At 73.7% G+C, this 20163-nt stretch carries 16 protein-coding genes; 10 read left to right on the forward strand and 6 right to left on the reverse strand.

Annotation, left to right across the window (positions count from 1 at the left end):
• Window positions 1-96: 96 nt before the first annotated feature.
• The 4 genes from mscL to ACIQ87_RS38930 all read left to right on the forward strand — a co-directional run bounded on the left by mscL (window position 97) and on the right by ACIQ87_RS38930 (window position 5644).
• A complete protein-coding gene (gene mscL / locus ACIQ87_RS38915) occupies window positions 97-543 on the forward strand; it encodes a large conductance mechanosensitive channel protein MscL (protein ID WP_402416812.1) in 447 nt (148 codons plus the stop codon).
• A 430-nt stretch (window positions 544-973) separates the two neighbouring features.
• Window positions 974-1753 (forward strand): DUF6643 family protein, encoded by a 780-nt coding sequence (locus ACIQ87_RS38920; RefSeq protein ID WP_402416815.1) that lies wholly within the window; start codon window positions 974-976, stop codon window positions 1751-1753.
• 206 nt (window positions 1754-1959) lie between these two features.
• On the forward strand, window positions 1960-2835 hold the full coding sequence (locus ACIQ87_RS38925; protein WP_402416817.1) for an MOSC domain-containing protein: 876 nt from the start codon (window positions 1960-1962) through the stop codon (window positions 2833-2835).
• A 307-nt stretch (window positions 2836-3142) separates the two neighbouring features.
• On the forward strand, window positions 3143-5644 hold the full coding sequence (locus ACIQ87_RS38930) for a right-handed parallel beta-helix repeat-containing protein (protein ID WP_402416820.1): 2502 nt from the start codon (window positions 3143-3145) through the stop codon (window positions 5642-5644).
• Between the two features lie 128 nt (window positions 5645-5772).
• On the opposite strand, the gene ACIQ87_RS38935 is transcribed toward ACIQ87_RS38930, so the two are convergent.
• Both ACIQ87_RS38935 and ACIQ87_RS38940 read right to left on the reverse strand, forming a co-directional pair.
• Window positions 5773-6891 (reverse strand): PLP-dependent cysteine synthase family protein, encoded by a 1119-nt coding sequence (locus ACIQ87_RS38935; RefSeq protein WP_402416822.1) that lies wholly within the window; start codon window positions 6889-6891, stop codon window positions 5773-5775.
• Between the two features lie 102 nt (window positions 6892-6993).
• Complete coding sequence (locus ACIQ87_RS38940; protein ID WP_402416824.1) at window positions 6994-8274, reverse strand: ROK family protein; 1281 nt, start codon at window positions 8272-8274, stop codon at window positions 6994-6996.
• Between ACIQ87_RS38940 and ACIQ87_RS38945 the strand changes: the two genes are divergently transcribed.
• Together ACIQ87_RS38945 and ACIQ87_RS38950 are read left to right on the forward strand one after the other, a co-directional pair.
• Complete coding sequence (locus tag ACIQ87_RS38945; RefSeq protein WP_402416826.1) at window positions 8259-9575, forward strand: MFS transporter; 1317 nt, start codon at window positions 8259-8261, stop codon at window positions 9573-9575. The genes ACIQ87_RS38940 and ACIQ87_RS38945 overlap by 16 nt on opposite strands.
• A gap of 101 nt (window positions 9576-9676) precedes the next feature.
• On the forward strand, window positions 9677-10249 hold the full coding sequence (locus tag ACIQ87_RS38950; RefSeq protein ID WP_402416828.1) for a HutD family protein: 573 nt from the start codon (window positions 9677-9679) through the stop codon (window positions 10247-10249).
• A gap of 100 nt (window positions 10250-10349) precedes the next feature.
• Here ACIQ87_RS38950 and ACIQ87_RS38955 read toward each other — a convergent pair whose 3' ends face one another.
• Complete coding sequence (locus ACIQ87_RS38955) at window positions 10350-11354, reverse strand: esterase/lipase family protein (RefSeq protein ID WP_402416830.1); 1005 nt, start codon at window positions 11352-11354, stop codon at window positions 10350-10352.
• Between the two features lie 113 nt (window positions 11355-11467).
• Here ACIQ87_RS38955 and ACIQ87_RS38960 point away from each other — a divergent pair, with 113 nt between their 5' ends.
• Window positions 11468-12826 (forward strand): PucR family transcriptional regulator, encoded by a 1359-nt coding sequence (locus tag ACIQ87_RS38960; protein WP_402416832.1) that lies wholly within the window; start codon window positions 11468-11470, stop codon window positions 12824-12826.
• A 103-nt stretch (window positions 12827-12929) separates the two neighbouring features.
• Here the strand turns inward: ACIQ87_RS38960 and ACIQ87_RS38965 are convergent, their stop codons facing one another.
• On the reverse strand, window positions 12930-13685 hold the full coding sequence (locus ACIQ87_RS38965) for an acyltransferase (protein ID WP_402416833.1): 756 nt from the start codon (window positions 13683-13685) through the stop codon (window positions 12930-12932).
• Between the two features lie 115 nt (window positions 13686-13800).
• Here ACIQ87_RS38965 and ACIQ87_RS38970 point away from each other — a divergent pair, with 115 nt between their 5' ends.
• The gene (locus ACIQ87_RS38970; protein WP_402416835.1) at window positions 13801-14559 is read left to right on the forward strand and encodes a maleylpyruvate isomerase family mycothiol-dependent enzyme; all 759 of its coding nucleotides are present in this window, start codon (window positions 13801-13803) and stop codon (window positions 14557-14559) included.
• Window positions 14560-14610: 51 nt separating this feature from the next.
• Here the strand turns inward: ACIQ87_RS38970 and ACIQ87_RS38975 are convergent, their stop codons facing one another.
• Window positions 14611-15384, reverse strand: coding sequence for an enoyl-CoA hydratase family protein (locus tag ACIQ87_RS38975; RefSeq protein WP_402416837.1), 774 nt, complete (start codon window positions 15382-15384; stop codon window positions 14611-14613).
• Window positions 15385-15644: 260 nt separating this feature from the next.
• Here ACIQ87_RS38975 and ACIQ87_RS38980 point away from each other — a divergent pair, with 260 nt between their 5' ends.
• A complete protein-coding gene (locus ACIQ87_RS38980) occupies window positions 15645-16049 on the forward strand; it encodes a RidA family protein (RefSeq protein ID WP_402416839.1) in 405 nt (134 codons plus the stop codon).
• A 182-nt stretch (window positions 16050-16231) separates the two neighbouring features.
• A complete protein-coding gene (locus ACIQ87_RS38985; RefSeq protein ID WP_402416840.1) occupies window positions 16232-18535 on the forward strand; it encodes a glycosyl hydrolase family 18 protein in 2304 nt (767 codons plus the stop codon).
• A 102-nt stretch (window positions 18536-18637) separates the two neighbouring features.
• On the opposite strand, the gene ACIQ87_RS38990 is transcribed toward ACIQ87_RS38985, so the two are convergent.
• Window positions 18638-19894 carry a geranylgeranyl reductase family protein gene (locus tag ACIQ87_RS38990; RefSeq protein WP_402416842.1) on the reverse strand — a complete coding sequence of 419 codons (1257 nt, stop codon included), beginning with the start codon at window positions 19892-19894 and terminating at the stop codon, window positions 18638-18640.
• Between the last annotated feature and the right edge of the window lie 269 nt (window positions 19895-20163).

Raw genomic sequence — 20163 nt, forward strand, 5'->3', positions numbered from 1 at the left:
AGGCGAATCCGACCGTGTCACCAGCCCCCAACCAGCTGACCTGCACCTTCAACGCGGCAGGGACTCCAGATCCCCTGAATTACGCGGAACGCAGGGGTGTTCAAGGGATTCCGTAGCTTCCTGCTGCGCGGAAACGTGGTGGACCTCGCGGTCGGCATCGTGATCGGCGCGGCCTTCACCGCCGTCGTCACCGGGTTCGTCAGCGCCTTCCTCACCCCGCTGGTCGGCGTCGCGTCCGGTGCCGTCGGCGACTTCACCCAGAAGACCTTCGACGTGGCCGGCACCCGGTTCCCGTACGGCCTCTTCGTCAACGCCGTCATCGGCTTCGTCCTGACCGCCGCCGTCATCTACTTCGCCGTGGTGCTGCCGGTCGGCAAGCTCCAGGCCCGCTTCGAATCGGCCAAGCCCGCCCCGGCCGTGAAGGTGGACTGCCCGGAGTGCCTGAGCCCCATCCCCGCCGCCGCGACCCGGTGCTCCTTCTGCACCTCCGAGGTCGCCAAGCCGGGCCTGCCCGCACAGGCCCAGGCGCTGCAGTCGCACTGACCGCGGGAACCGGGCGGACGCCGGGCCGTCACCCGGTCGGCACCGGCCCCGCATCGGGCCGACTGCGCAGGTCGCGGGCCCGGCTCGAACCCCCCGGAGAAACTGACGGGGACTTTATTCCCGAAACATTCACGAGCCCCCGTCGCCCCCACGGCGGGGGCTCGAACGCGCCCGCGCACGCCCGTCCGGAAAAAGTTTCTCCGCAGGGCCCCCGACCGTCCACTGGCCGGTCACCACAAGGCCTTCCACGGCCTCCGTCCGGGCACTGTTCGATCACTGACGGGGCGCCAAGGTTGTCCGGAACCGGACGCCGGAATGTCCGGCTTTCCTACTTTCGAAACCTTTGTGCGAGCGAAGACTGTGTAAACACTCGAACTGCTCCCCCTCCCGCTCTCCTCAGCAGGCGCGTTGTGGGCTTACCGTATGCCCCATGACCTCGCCCCGCTCCTACGACGGAGTCGGCTACCCCTCTCCGTCCTTCTCCTCCGGAACGCCGATCTACGACAGCCTCGTGGCTGAGCGCGGTGTCCCCCAGATCGCGCCCATCAACGTGCCGGCCGCCCTCCCGCCGGCACTGTCCTCCGGTTACGGATCCGGCCTCGGCCAGTCCCACGAGAACCGGTACGGCAACGGGTACGAAAGTGCCGGCAGCAACCTCCCCGCGCTGCCGCCCGCCCGCCTCGCCCTGGGCCCCGGCCCGAGCAGCGGTCCCTCCGCCGGCCCCGCCACGGCGTACATCCCCGCGCAGCCCGCGCCGGCGTACGCCGCCCCGCAGCCGCCGGTCCCCGGCTACGGCTCCCCCCAGCCGTACCAGCGACCGCAGACCGGCACCCCGGCCTTCACCCAGTCCACCGGCGGCGGCTACCAGCCGACCGGCGGCCAGAGCTTCGGCGGCCAGAACACCTTCATCGGCGCCCAGGGCGGCCAGCAGTCTTTCGGCGCGCAGCCGGCCGGCGGCCCGGGCGGTCTCGGCCAGGGCCAGCCCGCCGCTCCGCAGGGCTTCGGCGGCCAGCAGTCCTTCGGCGGCCCGACCGCCGGCGGCCCCGGCTTCCAGGGCCAGGGCGGCGAGCAGTCCTTCGGCGGCGCCCAGCTGCGCCCGGCGATGGCGCCGGTCGCGCCGGTCCGCCCGATGCAGCCGCAGCGCCCGGGCGGGTACAACGAGCCCGGTCAGTTCCAGGGCGGCTACCAGCCCCAGGGCCAGGGCTACTGAACCGCTGACGCCCCGAGGCCGTCCCCCCACGCGGCCCGCACCCGCACCACCTGAGCAGCACCCGGCGCCCCCCGTACGCCGGGCGAACGGAGAAACGGGTCATCCACGGACCGCCCGGCACGCCCCCCACGGCGTCCCGGGCGGTCCGTGCGCATACGGGGCCCCTGACCTGCGGGCCCGGGCCGGCCGGCTGGCAGGATGGGGGAATGCACCTCACCGGACTCCACGTCTATCCCGTCAAGTCGATGTACCGCCTGGGCCCGGAGAGCGCCGTGGTCCATCCCTGGGGGCTGGCCGGAGACCGCCGCTGGATGCTCGCCGACGCGACCGGGCGGTTCGTCAGCCAGCGCGAGAACCCTGCCCTCGGACAGATCCGGACCGGACTGCTGCCCGACGGTGTCCTCACCCTGACCACCCCCGACGGCTCCCGGATCGAGGTCCCCGCCCCCGCCGTCGCGTCCGGCGACGCGCTCGCCGACGTCGAGGTCTGGGGCACCCGCTTCCACGCCGCTCAGGCCTCCGAGGAGGCACACCGGTGGATCGCCGAGCACCTCGGCGACTACCGCCTGGTGTACCTGGACGACCCGCGCGCCCGGCCGGTCGACCCCGAGTACGGCGCGGCCGGCGACCGGGTCTCGATGGCCGACGGCTTCCCCCTGTTGCTCACCACCACCGCCTCGCTGGACCGGCTCAACGAACTGATCGCCGCCGAGCACCCGGACGGCCACGAGACCCTGCCGATGGAGCGCTTCCGCCCGAGCGTGGTGGTCGGCGGCGCCGAGGCGTGGGCCGAGGACACCTGGCGCCGGATCCGGATCGGCTCGGTCACCTTCAAGGTGGTCAAGCCCTGCGGCCGCTGCGTGGTCACCACCACCGACCAGGAGACCGGCGAGCGGCGCGGCAAGGAACCGCTGCGCACCCTGGCCAAGCACCACCGGCTGATGAACAAGGCCGCGTTCGGCCAGAACCTGATCCCCGAGCGGCCGGCCGGGGTCGAGGGCGACGCGCTCGGCACGCTGCGGCTGGGCGACGAGGTCGAGGTGCTGGAGGACGGGGCGCACTGGCCCGCCGACGGACGCTGAGGGCTCGGGCAGGCGCCGAGGGCACGGCTGGACGCCGAGGGCACCGGCGGACGCCGGGCGCACGGGCGGGCGCCGGGCGCGGGCCGTGCTCCGGAACCGGCGCGTCCCGGACGGAACCACCGCTGTGCGCGCTCGTTGAAACAAGTGGTCGGAACCTGTGGCGGCGCTGAGCGCTACCGGTGTCCGCGCGACCGCGGACGGCCGGACCACCCACGTGGGCGCGCTACGGTGGGCGGGCGGCCCGCGCACACCCGCGCGTTCGGCCCGATGATCGCCGGCTCGACGAAGGTGGGGACGACAGACCGTCATGGCTGAGCACAGGGTCCGGGTCACCCAGGACAGCGCATCCCGCTGGCGTCGCCGCGCGGGCGAGTACGACACGCTCGCGGAGGCCCTGGCCGCCGCCGAACCGGGCGACACCGTGACCGTCCGGCCGGGCACGTTCCGGGAGAACGTGCTGCTGGACAAACCGGTGACGATCGTCCCCGCCCAGGGCCCGGGGACGGTCCGGATCGACCCGCCCTCCGGGGTGGCGCTCACCGTGACCGCCGCCGCGACCGTGCGCGACCTGGTGGTCGAGGGCGGCGAAAGCTCCACCCCGGCCGTCCTGGTCACCGGACCGGAGGCGGCCCCCGCCTTCAGCGGCTGCCGGATCGAGACCCGCTCGGCCACCGGGATCGAGGTCGCCAGCGGCGCCCGGCCGACCCTGCGCGGCTGCGTGGTCACCAACCCGGGCGGGCTCGGACTGCGCCTGCGCGGCGCGGACACCGCCGCCGCGTTCGAGGACTGCGAGGTCGCCGCCGCCGGCCAGGCCGGACTGGCCGTCCTCGGCGGCGCCACCGCGGCCCTGGACCGCTGCCGCATCCACCACGCCTCCGGTGCCGGCGTCCTGCTCTCCGACCCCGGCAGCGCGGCCGAGCTGACCGGCTGCGAGATCTACGAGATCCGCGGCAGCGGCGTGCAGGCCGACGCGCAGGCGGGCGGCCGGCTGGTCGACTGCGAGATCCACCGGGTCACCGGCAACGGTCTGACCCTGGACGGCGAGGCCGAGCTGGTGCTCACCGGCTGCCGGGTGCACGACCTGCCCGAGAACGGCGCCGACCTGCGCGGACGCGCCCGGCTGAGCCTCGCGCACAGCACCGTCAGGGACTTCGGGCGCGGGGCGCTGTCCGTCTGGGACCAGGGCACCGAGGCCGTCGCCGACTCCTGCCAGATCCACGGCTCGACCGGCGAGTACCCGGCGCTGTGGGTCAGCGACGGCGCCCGGCTGACCCTCACCGACTGCTCGCTGCACGACCTGCCGGACGCCCTGTTCGTCCTCGACCGGGACTCCGCCGCCACCGCCGAGGGCTGCTCGTTCAGCCGGATCCGCAGCTCGGCAGTCTCGGTCAGCGGCGGGGCCACCGTCTCCCTGGCCTCCTGCCGGGTGCAGGAGGCGGGCACCGGGCTCTGGTTCCGCGACCACGGCAGCGGCGGACTGCTCACCGACTGCGAGATCTCCGACGTGGCCACCGGCGTGATCGTCACCAAGGGCGCCGACCCGGTGCTGCGCGACTGCACCGTACGGGCCAGCACGGACGCCGGGGTGTACGTCTCGGCCCAGGGACGGGGCACCTTCGAGGACTGCCGGGTCTCCCATGGCAAGGGCTTCGGCTTCCACATCATCGACGGCTGCCGGACCCAGCTCACCCGGTGCCGGGCGGAGCACAACCAGCGGGCCGGGTTCGAGTTCTCCGAGCCCGGTCCGGTCACGGAGGGGTGCATCTCGGACGACGTCGCGGCCGCTCCGGTGCCGGCCGTTCCCGCCGCTCCCGGTGGCGGGGCGGGGCCCGGACTGGGGTCGGGACCGGCGGCCGGGCGCGGCCCGGGGCTGGGGTCGCCGTACGGGTCCACCGACGTGCCGGCGCCGCGGACGGCCCAACTGACCGCGGCGGTCTCGGCGTTGGCGACGTCCGGCGCCGCGTCGGCGGCGATCTCACCGATCCCGGACTGCCGCCCGGCCGAGGAGGCGCTCGCCGAGCTGGACTCGCTGGTCGGACTGGCCACCGTGAAGCAGGAGGTGCGCACGCTGATCGACCTGATCTCGGTCGGCCGGCGCCGCCGCCAGGCCGGGCTCAAGGCGCCCTCGCTGCGCCGGCACCTGGTCTTCACCGGGGCACCGGGCACGGGCAAGACCACCGTCGCCCGGCTGTACGGCGAGATCCTCACCTCGCTCGGCGTACTGCAGCGCGGACACCTGGTCGAGGTGGCCCGGGTAGACCTGGTCGGCGAGCACATCGGCTCCACCGCGATCCGCACCGCGGCCGCCTTCGACCGGGCGCGCGGCGGGGTGCTCTTCATCGACGAGGCGTACGCGCTCGCGCCCGAGGACGGGGCCCGGGACTTCGGGCGCGAGGCGATCGACACCCTGGTCAAGCTGATGGAGGACCACCGGGACGAGGTGGTCGTCATCGTGGCGGGCTACACCGCCGAGATGGAGCGCTTCCTCTCCGCCAACCCCGGTGTCTCGTCCCGCTTCTCACGCACCATCGGCTTTCCCGACTACACGGCGGACGAGCTGCTGGAGATCGCCCGGTCGCAGTGCGCCGAGCACGAGTACGCGCTCTCCGAGGAGACGGAGCAGGCGCTGCTGGAGCACTTCGGGGGGCTGGAGCGCGGACCGAACTTCGGCAACGGGCGCACCGCTCGGCAGGTCTTCGAGACCATGGTCGAGCGGCACGCGGTGCGCATCGCCCACCTCACGGACCCGTCCACGGAGGAGCTCCAGCTGCTCGTTCCGGCCGACCTGCCGACGGCACCGCTGCCGTAGGGCCGCGGTCGGGGACAGCCGACGGATGACAGCTGACAGCTGACAGCTGACAGCTGACAGATTTCAGACTCTGTCAGCTGTCATCCGTTATCTGTCGACTGTCATCCGTCAGCTGGCACCCGTTCGCGTCACGCCTTCCAGATGCCGTCGGCCAGGAAGGACTCCAGCGCCGCCCGGTAGGGCGCGATGTCGATCCGCTCGCCCGCCAGCCAGTCGTCCGAGTAGTACTTGTCCAGGTAGCGGTCCCCGGGGTCACAGATCAATCCGACCACGCTGCCCGTCCGCCCGGCCTCCCGCATCTCGGCGACGATCCGCAGCGCACTCCAGAGACCCGTCCCCGTGGAGGCCCCCGCCTTCTTGCCGAGCACCTGCTCCAGCACCCGCACCGCGGCGATGGACGCGGCGTCCGGCACCTTCATCATCCGGTCGATCGCCCCCGGGACGAAGCTCGGCTCCATCCGCGGCCGTCCGATGCCCTCGATCCGCGAGCCGCTCTCGCAGACGGCGTCCGGGTCGTGGCGCACCCAGCCGTCGTAGAAGCAGGAGTTCTCCGGGTCCGCGACGCAGATCCGGGTGTCGTACTGCATGTAGTGGACGTACCGGGCGATGGTCGCCGAGGTGCCGCCCGTCCCGGCGGTCGCCACGATCCAGGCCGGCTCGGGGTGCGGCTCCAGGCGCAGCTGGGCGAAGACCGACTCGGCGATGTTGTTGTTGCCGCGCCAGTCGGTGGCCCGCTCGGCGTAGGTGAACTGGTCCATGTAGTGCCCGCCGGTCTCCTCGGCGAGGCGGGCGGAGGCCTCGTAGACCTCGTCCGAGCGCTCGACCAGGTGGCACTCGCCGCCGTGGAACTGGATCAGGTCGATCTTGGCCTGGCTGGTGCTCTTGGCCATCACGGCGATGAACGGCACGCCGACGAGCTGGGCGAAGTACGCCTCGGAGACGGCGGTGGAGCCGCTGGAGGCCTCGATTACCGGCTTGCCGGGCCGGATCCAGCCGTTGCAGAGCCCGTAGAGGAAGAGCGAACGGGCCAAGCGGTGCTTGAGCGAGCCGGTCGGGTGGGTGGACTCGTCCTTGAGGTAGAGGTCGATCCCCCACTCCGCCGGCAGCGGGAACCGCAGCAGGTGGGTGTCGGCGGAGCGGTTGGCGTCGGCCTGGACCTTGCGCACCGCCTCCTTGAGCCAGGCCCGGTACTCCGGGTCGGAGCGGTCGACGTCGGCGGTCGGCTCGATGCCGGGCTTGGTGCTCATGGTCGCTGTCTCCCTCGTGGTGACCCCCCGATTGCTCACTACGAGTGTATGAGAGTCACGATAAGTGACCGTTTCCGAAGAGCCAGCTTCCGCTTATCGCTCTCAGGGCTGAACCGGCACCGACTGCGGGTCCGCCAGGTACGGCCCCCAGCCCAGCTCGGCCGCACCCGCGAGCGCACCGTGCGCCAACTCCGCGCCGACGATCGGCACCCGCCCGCTGCGCCCCCACAGACTGCGCTCGGCGACCACCGACCGCAGCCGGTCGGGTGCGGCCTCCAGCAGGTGGAGGTGCAGCCCGCTGAGGACCACCCGGTCGGGGTTGAGGATGTTGGCGACGCCCGCCAGACCCAGTCCGAGCCGGTCGATGACGTGCTCCACCGCTGCCCGCGCCCGGTCGTCCGTCGCGGCCGCGCGGCACAGCTCGCGCGCCTGGTCGAGCAGCGGGCGCCCCGGCTCCGGGGTGAGTCCGGCGGCGGCGAACAGCGCGTCGGGGTCGGTCTCCGAGTTGAGGCAGCCCCGGTTGCCGCACATGCAGGGCCGGCCCTGCGGGTCGACGGTCAGATGGCCGACCTCCAGGGCGAGGCCCGCGCTACCGGTGTGCAGGTGGCCGTCGATGACCAGCGCGCCGCCGACGCCGCGGTGGCCGGAGGTGACGAAGAGCAGGTGGCGGGCGCCGCGGCCGGCGCCGTGCCGGTACTCGGCGAGCGCGGCCAGGTTGGCGTCGTTCGCGACCGCGGCGGGCAGCGGGCGCAGCGCGTTCGGGCCGTGGTCGGCGCGACCGACCTCGACGTCGTACAGGTCGGCGACCGGGGTGCCGCTGGGCCAGGCGAAGTGCAGCGCGGCGAGGGCGGTGCCGTCCGGCTCGGTGACCGGGTTGGGCAGCGCGAGCGCGGCACCCAGGCAGCGGCGGTCGGTCGCGCGGGCGAGCTCGGCGCCGGCCACGGCGACGGCGCGCAGCATCCGGACCGGGTCGGTGGCGGCGGGCAGCGGCAGGTGGAGGGGCGGGTCGAGCAGCCCGCCGAGGCCCGCCAGGGTGACGCTCAGTCCGTCGGCGTGGATCTGCCCGGCGACCACGACCGGGCCCTGCGGGTCGATCGCGAGCCGGTGCGACGGGCGCCCCCGGCCGCCGCCCGCCGGGCGCGAGTCGACGGTGATCAGCCCGAGCGCCTCCAGCTCGGCGGTGACCGCGCCGGCGGTGGCCCGGGTGACGTCCAGCGCGCGGGTGAGCGCCGAGCGGGTCGGCGCCTGGCCGGTGTGGATCAGCGAGAGCGCGGGGCCGAGCAGCGTCCGGCCCCGGTCGGGAGCCGCGCGGCGGTGGCTGTCGCGCTGCGCGTCGGAGTCGTTCCCGGTACCGGGCCTCGGGCTTGATGGTGAGAGCTGCACGCCTCTATTGTGACTTTGTGTCGCTTCGAAACAAAATCGGTTCACGCACCAGACCCGACGCCCCCTCCTCCCAGTCTCGCAGCACACCCCCGGCGACCGACAGCCCCTGGGGGCCCGCACGTGTCGCCCTCACCGCGTTCTTCGCCGTCGACGGCTTCCTCTTCGCCGCCTGGGTCGTCCGCATCCCGGACATCCGCAGCCAGGTCAGCGCCTCGCACAGCGCCCTCGGACTCGCCCTGCTCTGCCTGTCCATCGGCGCCGTCCTCACCATGCCGACGGTCGGCCGGCTCTGCCTGCGGTACGGCCCGCGCCCGGTCACCGTCGGCTCGCTCGCCCTGCTCAGCCTCGCCGTCCTGCTGCCGGCGCACGCCCACTCGGTCACGGCGCTCGGCGGGGTGCTGCTGCTGTTCGGCGCGGGGTACGGCGGGGCCAACGTCGCGATGAACAGCGCCGCCGTCGACCTGGTCGCGCAGCTGCGACGGCCCGTGATGCCCAGCTTCCACGCCGGGTACAGCTTCGGCGGACTGGCCGGCACCGGCGTCAGCGGGCTGGTCGCCGGACCGCTGAGCACCGCGTGGGCGCTCGCGCTCAGCGCGGTGCTGGGCACGGCCGTCACCATCGCCGCGGGCGTCGTCCTGCTGCGCAGCCCGGCGGCGGAGCAGGTCGCGCCGGACCGGGCGAGCCGTACGAGCGGCGCGGGCCGCGCGGGAGGGGGCGCGGGCTCGGCCGTCGGCCGCACCCGGCTGCTCGTCCTGCTGCTCGGTCTCACCGCGCTCTGCACCGCGTACGGCGAGGGCGCGATCGCCGACTGGACCACGCTCCACCTGTCCGACGACGTCCATGCGAGTTCCGTGGTGGCCGCCACCGGGTACGGCGCGTACGCGTTCGCGATGGCCGGCGGTCGGGTCGGCGGCACCTGGCTGTCCATCAGGCTCGGCCAGACCCGGCTGATGCTGTTCGGCGGGCTGACGGCGGCGGCCGGCATGCTGGTCGCCGCCCTGGCCCCGGTGGTGCCGGTGGCGATCTGCGGTTTCGTGCTGGTCGGCCTCGGCCTGGCCAACCTCTTCCCGCTCGCGCTCGCCCGGGCGGGCGCGGCGGGCGGACCGCAGGGCGTCGCGTTCGCCTCCTCGCTCGGCTACGGGGGGATGCTGATCGGCCCGGTGGTGATCGGCTTCCTGGCGGACGCGGCCGGACTGCCACTGGCCCTCACCACGGTCGCGCTCGCGGCCACGGTGGCGGCGCTCCTGCCGCTGTCGGTCCGACGGCCCGCGGCGGACGACCGGGTGACACCCGACAGCTGACGGACGACGGATAGCAGCTGACAGATGACAGATGACAGATGACAGCTGATGAAATCTGTCAGCTGTCAGCCGTCACCCGCCATATGACAGGATGCGGGGCCATGACGACCAGCGGACGCTTCCAGGTACTGCGGGCGAGCGAGCGCCCGGCGACGGCGTGGCTCAACGGGGGCGGGGTGACCAGGGAGGTCGCCGGGTTCCCGGCCGGAGCCGGGCTGGACGCCTTCGACTGGCGGGTCAGCCTCGCGGACGTCGCCACGGCCGGACCGTTCTCCGCGTTCCCCGGGATCGACCGGGTGATCACCCTGGTCGAGGGCGCCGGCATGGTGCTCACCGTCGACGGCGCCGAGCAGCTGGTCGACGCGCCGTTCCGGCCGTTCGCCTTCTCCGGCGACGCCACCACCGACTGCCGACTGCCGGCCGGCCCGGTGGTGGACTTCAACGTGATGACGCGTCGCGGGCGGATCGAGGCAGCGGTGAGCATGGCGACCGCGGCCACCACGGTCGGCGTCCCGGGCGGGAGCACCGTCCTCCTGGTCTGCCTCGCCGGCACCGCGACCGTCGATGGCATCGAACTGACCCGCCACGACGCCGCGTTGCTCGACACCCCGGACGTGTACGAGCTGATCCCGGACGGCACCACCGCCGTCGTCACCTTCCGCACCGCCCCCTGACAGCCGACCGACCGGCAGCCGGAGGAAGACCGGCACACCGGGTGAAGGGCGGCGCTCCCGCCTCCCGGACCGTCCCGGAGGTGGGAGCGCCGCCACCGCGTCACCCGCAGAGCACCGGCGTGGCGTGCGCCGGATCCAGGGCGTTGGTCACCAGGTGCAGCGCCGTCGGCGAGAACGCGATCGCGACGTGCTCCACCAGCGAGACCGGGCAGTGCGCCTGCACCACCTGGTTGTCGACGTCAGGACCGTTCAGGAACTGGGTCTGCCACGGGGTGACGACCAGGTCGAAGACCGTCGAGACCACCGTGTAGCTCACGCCCGGGACGGTGTCCGGCCGGGAGGCCATCAGCCGGTTGAAGTCGGAGCCCACCGCCTGGTCCCGGCAGGCCTGACAGAGCGAGTAGACCAGGTCCGTGACGCCCGGGAAGAACGACGTCAGGTTGACGATCCCGTCGAGCGTCGTGCCGTGGTTGGACGGTGCCAGCCCGACCATCCTGCCGACCTTGGACCCGCCGCCGAGGAACTTGAGGTAGTAGTTCGGCATCATGCCGCCCTGCGAGTGTCCGACGATGTCGACCTTGGCCGCACCGGTCGCGTTCCTCACCAGGTCCACGAACCAGGCGAGTTGGGCCGCCGACTCCGGGACCGGCCCGAGGCCGCCGATCGGCAGCAGCAGGCCGCTGCCGGTGGAGGTGACGCCGGGGACGGTCCCGTAGTCGAGGGCGAAGACGCAGTACCCGAGGCTCTTCAGCAGCGGGGAGAGCGCCAGCCAGTTCTCGTAGCGGTTGGCGAAGGTGCCGTGCACCAGGACCACCGGGTCGGGGTGCGCCGCGCTCGGCCGGCAGGTCCAGTCGTTGGCTCCCGGCGGCGAAGCCACCGTGTCACCGTCCGGCGGAAGTTCGGCCGGAGCAGCGTCCGGAGCAGCCACCGAAGCAGCGGGCGGGGCGGCGGCCGAACCGGCAGGCGAAGCAGCCACGGCGGCCGCGCTGGTCGGCGACACCGTCGCACCGGCCAGCAGCGCCACCGCCAGCAGCAGCACGCCCAGCGCACCACCGACCCTGCCCCGCAGGGGAATTGCGGAGAAGCGGAGAAGTGGGGTTCTCAACTGTTGCCTCCACAGCGGAAGTTTGTTACCAACAGGTAACCCGAGGGCTCCATCATGCGGTCGCCCCTCCGGCCCGGCCCTTGGGCGTCCCCCAGACCTGGACGGTGTTCTCTGTGACCGGTCACAACGCACCCGACTGCACGCCCCCGAACGCCACCGGCCGGACTCCGCACTGGCGCGTCCCCGTGATCGGCGGACTCCCGGCCGACCAGCGGCTACTCGGCGGCTCACGGGAGTTGGCCGAGGCCGTGGTCTCCGCCCTGCTGGAGAGGGTACCGGTCTACCGACGGCTGCCCCGCGAACAACTCGCCGGCGAACTGACCAGGGACGCCGAGCGCCGCATCCGCGCCCTCGCCCACACCGTACGGACCGGACTCCCCGCCTCCGCCGAGGAGTTCGCCGCCGTCCGGGAGTCAGCCGCCCGGCGCGCCGAGGAGGGCCTGCCACTGGACGCCGTCCTGCTCGCCCATCATCTCGGGCTTGAGGTCTGCTGGGAGTTCGCCACCCGGCACGCCCGGGACGGCGACACCGCCGACCTGCGCGTCCTCAACCGGCTGCTGCTCGACCAGCTCCGCCAGGCAGCCACCGCCGCCGGTGCGGGCTTCCTGGAAGGCCGGCGTCCGACCGCCGACCGGCGGGGCGCGGCCCGGCACTCCCTGCTCGGCGCGCTGCTCGCGGGCACCTCCTACGACGAGGCCGCCGACCGCGCCGGGCTCCGGCTGCCCGCCGGGTACGCCGTGCTCTGCCTGTCCGTCGCCGACCACCCCGACGAACACGCCCCAGGCGTCGACCAGGGCATCGCCGCCCGCCGCAAGCTCCACCGCTTCGAGGCCGAACTCGACCACCGCACCCGGCAGTCGGCACTCACCGCGCTCACGCCCACGGGAGGCATGGTGCTCATCCCGTTCGGCCCGTCACCCGGCCCGAACGAGGACGACCCCGCCGAGAACGACACCGCCGAGGACGACACCGGCGAGGACAACACCGGCGAGCCGCCCTGGCCACTGCTCGCCGCCGCCCTCGCCGCGGCCGCCAGGGCGGCCGGCGCTCCCGTACTGGCCGGAGCCGCCTCGGCCGGCCCCGCCGACGTGCCCACAGCGGCCGCCCTCGCCCACGAAGTCCTGGACGTGGCACGGGCGTTCGGCCGACCGCCGGGGCTGCACCGGCTGGACGACCTCCTGCTGGAGTACCAGCTCACCCGGCCCAGCCAGGCCCGCTCCCGGCTCGCCGCCCTGCTCGAACCGCTTGCCGGGGCCGGGGAGTTGCTCATCACCCTGCACACCCATCTGGCCGGAGGCCTGAACCGCCGGCACACCGCGAGCGCCCTGCACCTGCATCCGAACACCGTCGACTACCGGCTGCGCCGAATCACCGCGCTGACCGGCCTGGACCCGAGCCGCCCCGCCGACGTCCCGCGGATCACCGCCGCCGTCGCCGCCCGCACGGCCGAACAGTCCTCCCTCAGCGGCTAGTTCGAAGCCGCCCGCCCGGGGCCGGCCACGGCCCCCGGGCCCCCAAGGCCCCCCAACCCCGCCCAGGGCCCCCAGGCCCGTCCATGGCACCCGGCCGACGAGGTCAGTCCTGCTCCCCCGGCAGCCGCAGGTCCCAGCCGACCAGGGCACGCAGCTGCTCCGCGGTCACACCGTCCGGCACCGGCTGCGGAGCGTCGTGGCGCAGCGGCGGCTGCCAGCCGTCCTCCTCGGTCCAGCGGCGCACCACCTTGGCCGGCGCGCCGGCGACCACGCTGTGGTCGGGCACCTCGCCGCGCACCACGGCGCCCGCCGCGACCACCACGTTGCGGCCGATCCGCGCCCCCGGGAGGATCACCGCGCCGGTGCCGATCCAGCTGCCCGCGCCGATCTCCACCGGTTCGTTGCGCGGCCACTGCTTGCCGATCGGCAGCTCGGTGTCCCGGTACTCGTGCGCCTGGTCGCTGATGTACACGCCCGGACCGGTCCACACGTCGTCACCGATGACGATCGACTGGTGGCCGACTATGTGGCTGTCCCGGCCGATCACGCAGCCGCCGCCGATCCGCACGATCGGCTCCGGTCCGAGGTCGAGCCCGGGCAGGAACCCGGCGCTGATGGTGACCCGCTCGCCGATGATCGAGAACGGCCCGACGGTGATCCACTGCTCGTTGAACACCGCCCCGAGCGGGAAGCTGAGCGTCGTGCCGTCCCCCAGCTCGCCGAACCGGTACGGGCCGGGGTTGCGGTTGGTGACCGCGCCGGTCCGCTGCACCCAGCGCCAGCCCCGGTGGACGAGGCGTCCGGCGGCGCGGCGGCCACCGGTCCGGACGGCTGAGAACAGGGAACGGGTTATCGGCATGCGCTCACGTTACCGGCCCGTAGCATCCGCCCGTCCGCCGGGAGCCGTCCGGAAGGTCCGAAGGAATGTCCGGAATCCACGGCCCTCGGCCGACCGCGGTGGAAGACTCCGTCCCATGGAGATCACCGAGCACATCGACGCGCTGCGCCACGAGGGCACCCGGCTCGCCGAGGCCGCGGCCCGCACCGAACTGCCCGCCCCCGTTCCGACCTGCCCCGAGTGGCAGCTGGCGGACCTGCTGCGGCACATCGGCTCCGTGCACCGCTGGGCCGCCGCGTTCCCCTCCCGGGGCCTGCGGGAACCGCTGGGCGAGGCGGACGCGCAGGCCGCCGTCGGGCCGCTGCCCTCGGACGCCGCACTGCTCGACTGGTACCGCGAGGGCCACGCCGCCCTGCTGGACACGCTCACCGCGGCGCCCGCCGACGTGGAGTGCTGGAGCTTCCTCCCCGCCCCCAGTCCGCTGGCGTTCTGGGCCCGGCGCCAGGCCCACGAGACCGCCATCCACCGCCACGACGCCGACGCGGCCGCCGGGGTACCCGGTCCGACCGTGGACACCACGCTCGCCCTGGACGGCATCGACGAACTGCTGCGCGGCCTCATGGCCGGCAGCCGGTCCAAGCTGCGCAGCGACCGGCCGCGCACCCTCCGGGTCCGGGCCACCGACGGCGCCGGCTCCTGGCACCTGACGATCACCCAGGAGCCGCCGGCCGTCACCACCGACGGGGGCTCCGAGCCGGCCGACCTGACCCTCGCCGGCCCCGCCGACGAGCTCTACGTGCTGCTGTGGAACCGGCTGCCCGCCCGGCAGGCCGGGAAGGTCCAGGCGATCGGCGACGAGGGCCTGCTCGACCTCTGGAGGGACGCCGCGATCTGATCGCGACGGCCGTTCCCCGGGCGCGGCGCGGGCCCGCCCGGGGACCCGCCGTCAGCGCACCCAGCGCGCGGGCCGCTTCTCCAGGAACGACCGCATCCCCTCCTGCGCCTCCTCCGAGCCGAACAGCCGCGCCGACAGCTCCACCAGCTCGTCCGCGTCCCGCTCGAAGGAGCGCACCACCTCGGCGTTGGCCAGCCGCTTGGACTCCGCCAGGCCCTGCGGGGAGCCCAGGCGCAGCGCGTCCAGCAGGCCCTTCAGAACCACGCCGGTGGACTCGGCGGAGTCGGTGGCGCTGGTGATCAGCCCGATCCGGGCGGCCTCGACGGCGTCGAAGACCTCGCCGGTGAGGTAGTAGCGGGAGGCGGCACGCGGGTCCAGCTTCGGGCGCAGCGGCAGCGAGATGACGGCGGGCGCGAGACCGAGCCGCACCTCGGTGAAGGCGAAGGTCGAGGCCGGTCCGGCGACGGCGAGGTCCGCCGCGCCGACCAGGCCGAGGCCGCCGGCCCGGACGTGCCCGTCGATGACGGCGATCACCGGCTTGGCGCAGTCGACGATCGCCCGCTGGAGCTCGACCAGGCCGCGCGGGCCGACCGTCGGGTCGGCGCCGGTCGCCTCGGAGAGGTCCGCGCCCGCGCAGAACACCTTGCCGGTGTGCCCGACCACCACCGCGCGGACCTCCGGGTCGGCCGCGGCGGTGGCCAGCCCGGCGCGCAGCTCGGCCATCAGCCGGGTGGACAGCGCGTTGCGGTTGTGCGGCGAGTCGAGGGTGAGCGTGGTGACGGCGTCGGCGGTGCTGACGTGGACGAGGGGCGCTGCGCTGGTCATCGGCGGGGCCTGCCTTCCGGCTGAGGGTGGGTCGGACTGCGGACGCGGCCCGGGGCTGCCCGGACGACGCCCGGACGACTCTGGCACGCCCACCCGCCGCTCGGCCAGAGCCGACCCGTCCGACGACCGGAGCCGGTCGCCGATACCCCCTCCGCCGACCTGCCGTTCCTGCGCGAACTGCCCGAGGTGGGGCGCCGAGCCGCCGCGGCGGCGGGGCCGGGGCTTGCGGACCCGAGGGACCGTGGACCAGGATCCGCGTCATGACCGCCTCTCACCTCACCCACATCACCGAGCCGCCCGGTGTCGCCCCCGGCACCGGCTACACCCAGGTCGTCACCGGCAGCGGCCGACTGGTCCTGGTGTCCGGCCAGGTCGCCTTCGACGAGCACCGGAACCTGGTCGGCGCGGGTGACCCGAAGGCACAGGCACGGCAGATCTTCGAGAACCTGCGCCGTTGCCTGGCCGCCGCCGGAGCCGGCTTCGACGACGTCGTGAAGCTGACCTACTTCATGACCGACATCGCCCACCTCCCGGCCATCCGCGAGGCCCGCGACGAGTACCTGGGCTCCAGCCCGCTGCCCGCCTCCTCCGCCATGCAGGTGGCGGCCCTGTTCCTGCCCGAGGTGCTGATCGAGATCGAGGCGATGGCGCTCGTCCGGGACTAGTCGGCGGAGCCGCCCCACGCCCTCTCCCAGTGGTACAGACCTGTTGACGCATTGGTCCAGTCCTCCTACAGTTCCCATGCCTTGCCTCCCCACGGCACAGGCATCGATCGCACACGGACCAATCACGGATCAACCAAGGTTCTACGTCACCCTGTTCAACCCCCACAGCCACAGGGAGAACCATGTCCGCTCGATCCCGGGCCGGGCGCCCGCGCGTGCGCGGCAGACTGCTCGCGCTGCTCTCCGTCCTGCTCCTGCCCCTCGCCGCGCTCACCGCGCTGGCCGCCCCGGCGAACGCCGCCGGGAAGCTCACCGCCACCTTCACCACCGCCGACAACGGCTCCTGGTGGCAGGGCACCTACATCGTCCACAACGACAACGCGACCGCGGTGAGCGGCTGGACCCTGGAGTTCGACCTCCCGGCCGGCGTCACCATCGGCAACAGCTACAACGGCACCGCGACCGTCAACGGCCGGCACGTCACCGCCGCGGCCGCGTTCTACAACTCCACCGTCAACGCCCACAGCACCACCGAGCCGTACAGCTTCTGGTTCGTCGGCAACGGCCCGGTCTCCACCCCGCTCAACTGCCGCGTCAACGGCGACAAGTGCGACGGCACGGCGGACGCCCCACCGTCCGCCCCGGGCGCCCCGACGGTCACCGAGTCCACCGCGCACACGCTCGCGCTGAGCTGGCCGGCGGCCACCGGCGGGGACTTCCCGGTCGCCTCCTACGACGTGCTCGGCGGCGGCACCGTGCTCGCCTCCAGCCCGTCCACCAGCGTGCTGGTCGGCGGCCTCACCCCGGCCACCGCGTACACCCTGAGCGTCCGGGCCAAGGACAGCCGCGGCAACACCGGCCCGCTCAGCGCGTCCGTCACCGCGTCCACCTTCGACCCCTCCACGGACACCTCGCCGCCCACCGCACCGGCCAACCTCCGGGCCACGACGGTCGGTTCGACGGACGTGACGCTCGCCTGGAACGCCGCCACCGACAACGTCCGGGTCGCCGCGTACGACGTCTACCAGGGCGGCACCCTGGTCGCGACGGTCACCGGCGGCACGCTCGGCGCGACCGTCGGCAGCCTCTCGCCGTCCACCGCCTACACGTTCACCGTGAAGGCCCGGGACGCCGCCGACAACGCCTCGCCCGCCTCCGCCCCGCTCACCGTGACCACCTCGGACCTGGTCGGCGCCGGGAAGTACGCCCGGGTCGGCTACTTCGTCCAGTGGGGCATCTACGGCCGCCAGTACTTCGTCAAGAACCTGGACACCTCGGGCGCCGCCGCCAAGCTCGACGTCATCAACTACGCCTTCGAGAACATCGATCCGGTCAACCTGACCTGCCTGGCGGGCGTCACCAAGGGCACCAGCGGCAACCCGGAGGACCCGGACCAGGGCACCGGCGCCGGTGACGCCGACGCGGACTACGGCCGGGCGATGAGCGCCGCCCAGTCGGTGGACGGCGTGGCCGACGACGGCTGGGGCAAACTCCGCGGCAACTTCAACCAGTTGAAGAAGCTCAAGGCCAAGTACCCGAACCTGAAGGTGGTCGTCTCGCTCGGCGGCTGGACGTACTCCAAGTACTTCTCCGACGCCGCCGCCACCGACGCGTCCCGACAGAAGTTCGTCAAGTCCTGCGTCGACACCTGGATCAAGGGCAACCTGCCGGCCTACAACGGCGCCGGCGGCGACGGCGTGGCCGCGGGCATCTTCGACGGCATCGACCTCGACTGGGAGTGGCCCGGCTCCGGCGACGGCCACCCGGGCAACCACTGGAGCGCCGACGACAAGAACAACCTGACCCTGCTGCTGGCCGAATTCCGCAAGCAGCTGGACGCGTTGGGCGGCCCGCACAAGCTGCTCACCGCCTTCACCCCGGCCGACCCGGCGAAGGTCGCCGCCGGCTGGGACCTCTCGAAGATCTTCGGCTCGCTGGACATCGCCAACGTCCAGGGCTACGACTTCCACGGCTCGGGCAGCGACAACTCCTGGGAGCCGAACCGCACCGGCCACGCCTCCAACCTCTACCAGGACCCGAACGACCCCTACACCACCCACTTCAGCATCGACGCGGCCGTCCAGACGTACCTGAACGCCGGCGTCAACCCGCGCAAGCTGACCATCGGCTTCCCGTTCTACGGGCGCGGCTGGCAGAGCGTCGCGGACGGCGGCGCGAACGGCGCCTGGCAGTCCGCGAACGGCGCCGCACCGGGCCAGTTCAGCGACGAGGCCGGGACCCGCGGGTACAACAACCTGATCACCGGCCTCTCCGGCCTCAAGGTCTACCACGACCCCAAGTCCGTTGCGACGTACGGCTACACGGGAGCCGGCGGGCAGTGGTGGAGCTTCGACGACGCCTGGTCGATCTCGCAGAAGACCGCCTACCTCAAGTCGAAGAACCTGCTCGGCGGCATGATCTGGGAGATGTCCGGCGACACCCCGTCCGGCACCCTGATGTCGGCGCTGGACACCGGGCTCAAGTAGCTCCGGAACGGCGCCGCGAACGGAACGGCGTCACGAACCGAACGGGGCCGGCGCCCCTCCCCGCACCGGGGAGGGGCGCCGGCCCCATCGCGACGACCCTGACTACCGCGAGGCCATCGCCATCAGCCGCCGCGCGGCCCGGTGCTGCCGCAGCACCTGGGAGAAGGAGGTCTGGCCCTGGGTGGTCCGGGCGAAGGCCCGCCAGGCGGCCGGCACCAGGCAGACCGCCGCGTGGAACAGGTACGGCCGCCGCTCGAAGGCGTTCAGCAGCTGCTTGCCCGCGCGCATCTCCACGCCCAGCCCGGCCTTGACCGCGAACGCGTAGTTCAGCGCCTCGCGCCGCACCGCCGCCGCGTCGCCCGCCTCGGCCACCTTCACCGCCCACTCGCCGGCCAGCCGGCCCGAGCGCAGCGCGTACGAGATGCCCTCGCGGGTCCACGGCTCCAGCAGTCCGGCGGCGTCCCCGGCGACCAGCACCCGGCCGCGGGAGAGCGGCGAGTCCTCGGCGCGGCAGCGGGTCAGGTGCCCGGACTCGACCTGCGGGGTGAACCCGGACAGGCCCAGCCGGCGGATGTAGTCCGCGAGGTACTGCTTGGTCCGCTCGCCGTCGCCGCGCGCCGAGATGACGCCGACGGTCAGGCTGCTGGTCTCGGTCTTCGGGAACACCCAGCCGTAACTGCCGGGCAGCGGGCCCCAGTCGAGGTGGATACGGCCCGCCCAGTCGGCGGCGACCTGCGCCGGCACCGGGATCTCCGCCTCCAGGCCGAGGTCGATCTGGTCGAAGGTGACGCCGACGTGCCGGCCGATCCGGCTCGCGCTGCCGTCCGCGCCGACCACCGCGCGGGCCTCGAAGGTGCGCCCGTCGCCCGCCGTCACCAGCGCCGTGCGGTGCCCGCCGCCGCGCTGCTCGACACCGGTGACGGTCACTCCGGTGACCAGCACCGCCCCGGCCTGCTTGGCCGCCTGCACCAGGCGCAGGTCGAACTCGTCCCGGTTGACCAGGCCGAACAGCATCCGCTTGGACCGGCGGGTCCGGGTGTACCTGCCGTCGTAGGCGAAGGTGACGGCGTGCACCCGGTCCTGCAGCGGCAGCCGGAAGTCCGGCGGGAGGCTGTCCCGGGAGGGGCCGATGATGCCGCCGCCGCAGGTCTTGTACCGGGGGTGTTCGGCCTTGTCGAGCAGCAGCACCCGGCGGCCCTGGGCCGCGGCGGCGTACGCGGCCGAGGATCCGGCCGGTCCTGCGCCGACCACCACGACGTCCCAGACGCCGTCCGGCGGCGCGGCCGCGTCGTCGATCGGACCGCCCTCGTCCGGGCTTTCGAGCGGGCTGCGGGAATCGGAGCTTCCGGAGTCAGTCACGTCGAGCAATCCTATGCGTCCGGCGGCGCCGGTCGAGCGCGCCGCCCCCGCCCGGGTACCACCCGAGCCCGGTTCGCCGGTGCGCTCCGGCGCGCCGGTGCCGCCGAGCCCCCGAGCCCCGTCCGCTTCCCGTCGTCCGCCTCCCGTCACCCCCGCCCGCACCGCTCCCGCGCCGCACCCGCACGTCACCCGCCGGAACACGCCGTTCCGCTCCGCCTATGATCGGCACTACCGCCAACCGCCTCCTCCGCCCGCACCACCCCCAGGGC

This window comes from Kitasatospora sp. NPDC096204 (genome assembly GCF_044763205.1).
GTDB lineage: Bacteria > Actinomycetota > Actinomycetes > Streptomycetales > Streptomycetaceae > Kitasatospora.

Excerpts from the sequence above, each read along its gene's own strand:
- ACIQ87_RS38945 (WP_402416826.1), top strand. The coding sequence starts at position 8,259 with ATGGTGAGAGCTGCACGCCTCTATTGTGACTTTGTGTCGCTTCGAAAC.
- ACIQ87_RS38980 (WP_402416839.1), top strand. The coding sequence starts at position 15,645 with ATGACCGCCTCTCACCTCACCCACATCACCGAGCCGCCCGGTGTCGCC.
- ACIQ87_RS38930 (WP_402416820.1), top strand. The coding sequence starts at position 3,143 with ATGGCTGAGCACAGGGTCCGGGTCACCCAGGACAGCGCATCCCGCTGG.
- ACIQ87_RS38925 (WP_402416817.1), top strand. The coding sequence starts at position 1,960 with ATGCACCTCACCGGACTCCACGTCTATCCCGTCAAGTCGATGTACCGC.
- ACIQ87_RS38965 (WP_402416833.1), bottom strand. The coding sequence starts at position 13,685 with ATGCCGATAACCCGTTCCCTGTTCTCAGCCGTCCGGACCGGTGGCCGC.
- ACIQ87_RS38950 (WP_402416828.1), top strand. The coding sequence starts at position 9,677 with ATGACGACCAGCGGACGCTTCCAGGTACTGCGGGCGAGCGAGCGCCCG.
- ACIQ87_RS38935 (WP_402416822.1), bottom strand. The coding sequence starts at position 6,891 with ATGAGCACCAAGCCCGGCATCGAGCCGACCGCCGACGTCGACCGCTCC.
- ACIQ87_RS38975 (WP_402416837.1), bottom strand. The coding sequence starts at position 15,384 with ATGACCAGCGCAGCGCCCCTCGTCCACGTCAGCACCGCCGACGCCGTC.
- ACIQ87_RS38920 (WP_402416815.1), top strand. The coding sequence starts at position 974 with ATGACCTCGCCCCGCTCCTACGACGGAGTCGGCTACCCCTCTCCGTCC.
- ACIQ87_RS38970 (WP_402416835.1), top strand. The coding sequence starts at position 13,801 with ATGGAGATCACCGAGCACATCGACGCGCTGCGCCACGAGGGCACCCGG.
- ACIQ87_RS38985 (WP_402416840.1), top strand. The coding sequence starts at position 16,232 with ATGTCCGCTCGATCCCGGGCCGGGCGCCCGCGCGTGCGCGGCAGACTG.